Raw genomic sequence first — 7,661 nt, 5'->3', positions numbered from 1 at the left:
TGTCTCATGAACGATTGATACCTGATCAGGTGGAGGCCTAGCGTCGGATATTCGACGAATTCACAAGCGACCCCTACATTGCTGCGTATACGGCAAGCGTTACGAAATCGACCGTGGGAATCCGCAGTTCACGAACCCGGCGGAGGAGTGTCTCATGAACGATCGATACCTGATCAGGTAGAGGCCTAGCGTCGGATACTCGACGAATTCACAAGCGACCCCCCCTGATCCTCGTCACCGACCGGGGTGACACCGAGGATCAGGGGGCGGTTTTCTCTGTCCTTATGTGGGGGTGGGTTTCGTTGCCGGGGTTTGCAGGGGTGATAAATGATGTCAGACCTCCAGCGGGCGCGCGGGGGTGAAAATTCGCATAAAGGCCTAGATGGGGAAGAGGTCAGGGCGGGAGGGGCATAGGGGCGGAACTGAGGAGGGGGTGAGGCTCGACGGCCCGGGAGCTGAGGGGTGGGGAGGAAGGATCAGTGGCCGAAACGCGACACGAGGGTTGGAGATCCTAGGAGGAAAAATACGCCGGCGAGTCTTTGCACTTCGGTTTGGCGTCGCGAATTCCAGCCCCACATTGCAGGAAAGGTCCGGCGGGGATCGAAAAATCAATGGTTAAAATCTGACGTCAGACCTCCAAGGCGCAAGCGGGGGTAAAAAATCGTCAATATCCAAGACGAAAAGAAGCCAGAGCAGATTTTCCCCAGGTGAAATCCTGAATGAGGCTGGGGGGGTGGACGCTCCTCAACGACCTGGTCGAGAGGCAGGGGAGTGCTTCACACCGCTCATTCTGCGGAGGTGTGCGGAGGCTGAAGGTCGGACACGGTGAGCATGATGAAAGATCCGCTGATTTTCTCAGAGATGGAAGAGGCTGGAAGCTGAAGGGCGCCGGAGAGTCCTGCGGGGAAAGTGATCCAGGGTGCAACGGGCCCGAATGACGCTAATGACGAAAAGGTGACGTAAGAAGCCATCCAGCCACACCTGACCTTTACGTCACAGTGACGAAATTAATGACCTAAGGGAGTGTGGTCGGGAAGTGGTCATTTGGGCTCTCGACGACGGACGATCTCCTCAATCCAGATCGGTGCAAAGGGAGAGGTGCAGTTCGGTGGCGTCGGGTAATCCCGGAGCACCCCGAGGCGTTCACCGATGTCGATCGCACGTTGCCTGAGGTCTGGGTGCTCGATGCCGATATTGGCCAGGGTCTCATTCATGTTCCACTGGAGACGCGGTGGCGCACCATCCATGTCAGATTCGATACTTTTCAGGAGGGAATCCGGGTCGATCCGAGAAGGTGCGGCGGTGATGGCGAAGGTGTTCAGGGACCAGCCGGCGGCCCGGACCGCATCGTCTGGATCTGCCAACCAGAGGCGGCGCAGCTCATCCCAATGGGGATGCTTCTTGACCACATAGTTGATCAGCCAGTCAGTGACCTTGGGTGTGCGTGCCTCACGAATCATGGAATCGAGCTGATCCGTGGAGAATTCCTTCGGCCGGCAGATCAGCAGGGATACCAGGCGTGCGGCCGTATCGCCGGAGTCCCAGAGCTTGAGGGCGAGTTCCTGATTCTTCTTCAGATCCTTGGCCACGGCGCGGAGCTTCGTCAGGTTGACCGCATGATCATCGCCGTGGCGTTCATTGACAGCGAGGATCTTCGGATCGGCGAGAGCCTCCAGGGCGCGGAGGGTGTCAGAGACAGTGGCGTCAGGGGAACTCATGGAGATAAACCTACCAGTGGGCGCCAGCCGATGATGCCGGGCATGCATGTCCAATTGTCCGATAATGTACATTATGTCATTTAGGCTGGACGTGGATCTCCCCCCGAGTCCGTCGTCTGGTCTCTGATGTCCTAGGTAGGCTCTCACGTCGGCCTGACCCTGCTCCCCCTCCGGCTGATCTTCCAACTCCCGACAGACGGCCCATCCATCCGTCAACTGCGGACGACGGCCCTTCTTGTCGAATGCGTTCGCCCGGGCGTCATCGGCTTCCACTCGCCGGCGCCATTGCGAATGTGGAGCCCGCTGGCGCCGTTCGCGGCCACATAGAGATTCTGACGAAACTCCGGGGTTCCCGTGCCGGGTCCGACTTATCCTATATGCCAATCAATCGCCCGCCGGGCACGGCCTGTGAGAACTGTGCCCATTTGGCGCTGAAACGTGTAGTAACACTGATTTATATCTCGTTATTTCTTTATATCCGCAGCTCAGAATTAAATTCAAGACTTCTCCCATATATTTTTGTGAGAGATATCATAAGTTATGTCTATCCCACGCGACCATGGTAAACGACAAGCTGTCGTTATCATTCACGGAATGGGCGAACAACGCCCCATGGGTACCCTCCGTGGCTTTCTCAAAGGGACCCATAACAAAGACGACCAGTTCTACAGTCGTCCCTACGAACTCACCACCGCCTCCGGGCATCCGAACTACGACCTGCGGCGGTTCACCACCAGCGAGAGAACAGGAGATCAGGGAGAAGAAGATTCCTACCGTATGAGAACGGATTTCTTCGAACTCTACTGGGCTCACTATCTCGATACCGGGGACGCCCGGTACACCTGGAAATGGATCCGTAAGAACACATTTCAAAAACCGTTCTGGCAACATATCAAGCAGGTCAGGCTGGGCATTGCCCTATTGCAGCTGCTCGTGTCACTGTTTATCCTGACTGCCCTGCTGGCGATTCTGGTACCTGTTTTCGAACTAACAGGCATGTCCTTTGCGTTCATTCTTGGAGTTGCAGGTGTTGTCGAAATCATCGTGGCTGGCCTAGTGGTCGCCTCCTCTTACTTCCTCCGGGAGGTACTTGCGGATCCTCCCCGTTATCTCATTCCTGAACCCAAACATGTGAGGGCGCGCAATGAAATCAGGGATGAAGGTGTCCGTCTACTCCGCGCGATACACGAAAAGGAATGTTATGAACGGGTGGTGGTTGTCGGCCACAGTCTCGGCTCCATCGTGGGCCTGGACATGCTCCGTCTGGCGTGGGAGGAATATCGTCATCCAGACCCCAGTAAATCATCCCGGAATCCCGGTGAGGATGCAGAACTCGCCCTGCGGTTTGATGACATAATCCATAACCTTCCCGATAAGTTGACCCCGGACCAGATGCGCACGTGGCAGGATACCCAGCACCAGCTGTGGCAGGAATGTCGTCAACGTGGCATGAAGTGGCTGGTTACCGACTTCATCACCCTCGGCTCTCCCCTAGCCCATGCTGACTGGCTCATGTTTGATGGCCGGGAGGATATGAAGAAGAGCTTCAAGGAACGCGAATATCCCACCTGTCCCCCTGACCTGGGGCGGGGTGTCTTCTATGAGGGCAAGTACAGGGTCAATGAGGCTGACAGCACCGTCAACCCTGATGCCCTGGTGCCACATCACGCAGCACTCTTCGCCGTAACCCGGTGGTCGAACGCCTACTTCCCCGCCTATCGCTGGTACGGCGATCCTGTAGGTGGAGATGTTGCAGCCACCTTCGGAGCCGGCGTCCGGGACGTGAAAGTCAGGGTGAAATCCTGCAAGCCTGGTTCTCTGAGACAGGTGCTCGGTGTCGCACATCTGAGCTACTGGAATCGATACCTCGACCCCGACTGGGATTGTCCTGCGGAGGGCACCGCCATCATCCAGGAACGCGAGAGGCTGGATCGTCGGACTGGAACCCGGGTTGCCCACCTTGTGCTCCAGGAGTTCCTGCACCTGGATTTCAAGCCCAAACCGATCTCGAAAGACAAGGACACCACTGCCCCACATGAGCCCGGGATATCTCTGTCCGAACCGGAGGCTCTGTCGCCAGTCGTCCAGCCCGTTAATCCCCTAACCGCCGGCAACGTCATCGACCAGGTTGGAGCGTCGGTGGTGGGCCACCCCCATGTCTCCGGTGAAGACAAGCCATCGGACACCCTGGCCGATGCAGCTGTGGCGGAGATTCCGGTGGAGAACATTCCTCCTCCCCTCCCAGAGTCAGCCACCCTGGAGGATACGCCCAAGCAGGCACAGTCTGATCAACCCCCGGCACCTGTCTAAGGACCAGCCCTCTCCCCTACTTCCCACCCTGATCCCACCGGCCCCATGCTTCCGAGACTTCGGAGTGCGGGGCCGGTGGGTGCGTTCATCTGCTTCTCTCCTGCTCCCAATGTGCGTTTACCGTTTCACTTGACACGTTGATCGACTGACTTGATCCCAAGCCCTTTTTAAGGCCGGGAACTGGATTTATTTAATTCTTACCCCCACGAAGAGCCGAAGGAGGTCTGACGTCATTTATTAAACCCATGATTAAAAGGGGAATAACCCAGAAAAACTCTCTAAGATTCTCTAGACCGCGGTAAAACAGCTACCTCACCTGCCCGAAACTCCTGCTCAAGGGCACTTTTCCCCGGCTTCGCCGAATCCAACCACAACTGCCCTCCCCCACCCCTTTTCCTGACCCCGCCCTTGCTGTCTCCTCCGGGATAGCATTAACCATGGCTACCAAACGCATCACCGAGCAGCGCCAGGCGGTTGTGCTGATCCACGGCATGGGTGAGCAGCATCCCCTGGACACCATTCGAGCGTTCCTCCGGGGCACTCATCCCCCGGGCGCCCGGTTCTTCAGTTGGCCTCAACGGCTCGGGGGCAACACTGAGCTGCGGCGTTTTTCCCGCCGACACCCGGAGACAGAGTTCAAAACCGACTATTTCGAGTTCTACTGGGCGCACCACCTGCAGGCCGGCAGTGCTCGGTACGCTCTTGTCTGGGCATTGAAGAACGCATTCCGGACGCCACCGGAGAAGGAGGACCGGGCGCTTCTGCGGTCGTTGAATATTCTCAGGGCGCTGTTGATTGTCTTCCTACTCCTGGCGGTCGCTATCGGGGGTTGCCTGTGGTTGATCTACCGGAATCCTGATCCCATCACCGGGTGGCAGCTGGCCGCCTCGATCATTCTCACGGTCGCGGCTCTGGCTCTCACAGCGCTTCTGCTGCTGGCCTGGAAGTTCCTCGCCGGCCAGTTGGCCGATGCAGCCCGCTATCTCACGCCTGATCCGGCGAATATCGAAGCCCGGAATGCGATCAGGAATGAAGGATTGGAGCTGTTGAGGCATATCCATGATAGCGGTGTCTACAATCGCGTCATCGTGGTGGGTCATAGTCTCGGATCGGTCATCGGTTTCGACATCCTCCGGCTCGCCTGGGATGAGCTTCGTCATCCAGAGGCGCCCTCCGTCGTCCCGGACACGCTGGCCAGGGAGTTCACCCGCACCGCCCTCGAGCTGCCCGCCAATCCCACCCCAGAGGAGATCGGGGTCTGGCAGCAGACCCAGCACGCGCTGTGGGTGGAATCCCGCAGACGCACCATGCGGTGGCTGGTCACCGACTTCATCACCCTCGGTTCTCCCCTGGCCCACGCATCCTTCCTGCTTGATGATGATCCGAAACAGTTCCGGGAACGCCTCCTGGAGCGTGAATACCCCACCTCTCCCCCGGATGTGGACACCACAGCCACCGGAGAAATCAGGGATATTTTCTACACCGAGCAGTACGAGGCGGATGGGGTCGTATTCGAGTCGTTGGTTGCCCATCATGGTGCGATGTTCGCCGTTACCCGGTGGACCAACGGGTATTTCCCCGTGAAGGGGCTCACCGGAGACCCGATTGGAGGTCCGATCGCGGAGGAATTTGGGCGTGGTATCCGAGATGTCGCCATTCGTCTGACGTCAGATAACACAAAGCTCCTTCAAGACCTAATCGTCTGGCCACACCTGAAATACTGGGCCGCTGAACTCGACCCGGCGCGCCACAGCACGGATCCTGAGGTGCTCGCCCAGCGTCGCAGGTGTGATCTGGAGACCGGGACGCGCGTGGCCCATGAGGCCCTGCGGGAGTTCCTCCGCCTGGATCAGGTTCCACCTGATCCTGAGGTGGCGGTGGATGTCACCGCGCCTTTTGCGTGATCAGCTTGGGGACAAGGCGGACGAGGATGACCATGAAGATCAGCTCCACGAGTGTCTGGGTCACCACCACCACTGCTGCCAGTCCGAATGCGGGTGGCAGTGCGAGCGCGAGGGGAAGAACCACCAGCGAGTTGCGTGTCGCACCCGAGAAGACCACGGCGCGCGCCGCAGCCGGCGGCTGTGCCCCGAGCTTTGCGACGCCCATTCCCACCGGCACCATGATCAGTGGGAAGGCGATATACAGGGGGATGACGTGAAGCAGCTGTCCCAGCTGGTGGCTGACCGCGTCGATCTGCGAGGCGACGACAACGGTGAGGGTCAGCATCATCACCGGGACCATGAGGGCTTCCGCCAGTGCCATGATCCGTACTGCGTGGAGAGCCTGGGTGACGGTGGCCAGGAGGAGGGGGACCACGATGAGTAAGAGGAACGCCTTGCCGAATGAGGCGAGGTCGATCACCCGGAACAGTCCCGGCCCGGCCATCAGGCCCATGTACACCGGGATGAGGACGATCTGGGCAAGCATCAGGAGCGGAGCGGCAGCCAGCAGCCGGGCGTGGTCTCCCCCGGCCAGACCGGTGAACACGATGACGTAGTCGATACACGGTGCGAGGAGCACCAGCAGCACACCCACCAGCAGGATCTGATCGTGGGCGATGACTCTGCTCAGGCCGAAGACCACGATGGGTACCACGAGGAAGTTGAGCACGAGCACGGTGCCGAGGAAGCGGATGTCCCGGGCGGCCTCCCCCAGTCGTGTGAGGGGGATCCCCAGGAAGGTCGCATACAGCAACACCATCAGCACGGGGTTGATGGACGCCTCGGCCACCGGTGCTACCTGTGGCAGTGCCAGGCCCACGACGACTCCTGCGAGGATCGCCACCAGGTACAGGGGGATCTGGTGGCGATCCCACCAGTGGATTATCGCTGACCGGTTCATGATCCCTGGCAGTCTAGCCGAGCATGTGGTCGAGCAGGATGTTGCTGCCCAGCCCGATGAGGACCAGTCCCCCGAGCCCGGTGGCCCATCCCCCGAAGCGTCCACCGCCGTGATGGCCCATCCAGGCACCGGCGAGGGAGAGGACGAAGGTGGTCACGCCCATGGCCGCTGCCAGGGCCATGATGGGGGCGTGGATGAAGGCCATGCCCATGCCGATGGCCAGGGCGTCGATGCTGGTGGCCAGTCCGAGGATGAGCGCGGGGCGGAGCTGAACCGCACCGGTGTCGATGACATCCACGGTCGCATCCTGGTGGAGTGCATCCCAGATCATCTTGGCTCCCACCCCGGCGAGCAGGAGGAAGGCCACCCAGTGGTCGATGGCGCGGATGTAGGACAACTCCGCGAAGAAGTACCCGATCCCCCATCCGATGACCGGCATGAGCGCCTGGAAGACCCCGAAGATGCCCGCCAGGATCAGGGACCGTTTGACGGCGTTGACGCGGATGACGGTGCCCCGGGCGATGGAGCAGGCGAAGGCGTCTGCTGCGACACCGCAGGACAGCAGCATGACGTGGACGAGGGGCATGGTTTTCCTTTGAGTGTGGGCACGTGAAAGGCACCCCTGTCCACGTGTGTGGCGGGTGCCTCGACCAGATAATTTTATTGGCACGCGTGTGGAAGTCAACACACACAGACATGTTCGGGCAGCTGAACTTTTTTGTTCTATCCGCAGGTCACGGCGGTGGCGCCTGATGCCGGGGGTGTGGGTGGGTCGTCGACAAGCGCTCT

General features: G+C 59.6%; 5 protein-coding genes. 2 read left to right on the top strand and 3 right to left on the bottom strand.

The window, feature by feature from the left end; genetic code table 11:
- Positions 1-1,040: 1,040 nt before the first annotated feature.
- Positions 1,041-1,718, bottom strand: a complete 678-nt coding sequence (locus H9627_RS13385; RefSeq protein WP_191734527.1) for a DNA alkylation repair protein — start codon at positions 1,716-1,718, stop codon at positions 1,041-1,043.
- 594 nt (positions 1,719-2,312) lie between these two features.
- Here H9627_RS13385 and H9627_RS13380 point away from each other — a divergent pair.
- Both H9627_RS13380 and H9627_RS13375 read left to right on the top strand, forming a co-directional pair.
- Complete coding sequence (locus H9627_RS13380; RefSeq protein ID WP_225213870.1) at positions 2,313-4,028, top strand: hypothetical protein; 1,716 nt, start codon at positions 2,313-2,315, stop codon at positions 4,026-4,028.
- Between the two features lie 437 nt (positions 4,029-4,465).
- A complete protein-coding gene (locus tag H9627_RS13375; RefSeq protein WP_191734525.1) occupies positions 4,466-5,932 on the top strand; it encodes a hypothetical protein in 1,467 nt (488 codons plus the stop codon).
- Here the strand turns inward: H9627_RS13375 and H9627_RS13370 are convergent.
- Both H9627_RS13370 and H9627_RS13365 read right to left on the bottom strand, forming a co-directional pair.
- A complete protein-coding gene (locus tag H9627_RS13370) occupies positions 5,913-6,872 on the bottom strand; it encodes an arsenic resistance protein (protein ID WP_191734524.1) in 960 nt (319 codons plus the stop codon). The genes H9627_RS13375 and H9627_RS13370 overlap by 20 nt on opposite strands.
- 13 nt (positions 6,873-6,885) lie before the next feature.
- Entirely contained in the window at positions 6,886-7,458 is a 573-nt protein-coding gene (locus tag H9627_RS13365) for a manganese efflux pump MntP (RefSeq protein ID WP_191734523.1), read from the bottom strand.
- Positions 7,459-7,661: the final 203 nt, after the last annotated feature.

Origin of the sequence: Corynebacterium gallinarum (assembly GCF_014837045.1) — a bacterium.
Classification (GTDB): Bacteria; Actinomycetota; Actinomycetes; order Mycobacteriales; family Mycobacteriaceae; genus Corynebacterium; species Corynebacterium gallinarum.
Note: the sequence above shows the minus strand (reverse complement) of the source record. Positions and strands in the feature narration are given on the sequence as shown.

Excerpts from the sequence above, each read along its gene's own strand:
- H9627_RS13375 (WP_191734525.1), top strand. The coding sequence starts at position 4,466 with ATGGCTACCAAACGCATCACCGAGCAGCGCCAGGCGGTTGTGCTGATC.
- H9627_RS13370 (WP_191734524.1), bottom strand. The coding sequence starts at position 6,872 with ATGAACCGGTCAGCGATAATCCACTGGTGGGATCGCCACCAGATCCCC.
- H9627_RS13385 (WP_191734527.1), bottom strand. The coding sequence starts at position 1,718 with ATGAGTTCCCCTGACGCCACTGTCTCTGACACCCTCCGCGCCCTGGAG.
- H9627_RS13365 (WP_191734523.1), bottom strand. The coding sequence starts at position 7,458 with ATGCCCCTCGTCCACGTCATGCTGCTGTCCTGCGGTGTCGCAGCAGAC.
- H9627_RS13380 (WP_225213870.1), top strand. The coding sequence starts at position 2,313 with ATGGGCGAACAACGCCCCATGGGTACCCTCCGTGGCTTTCTCAAAGGG.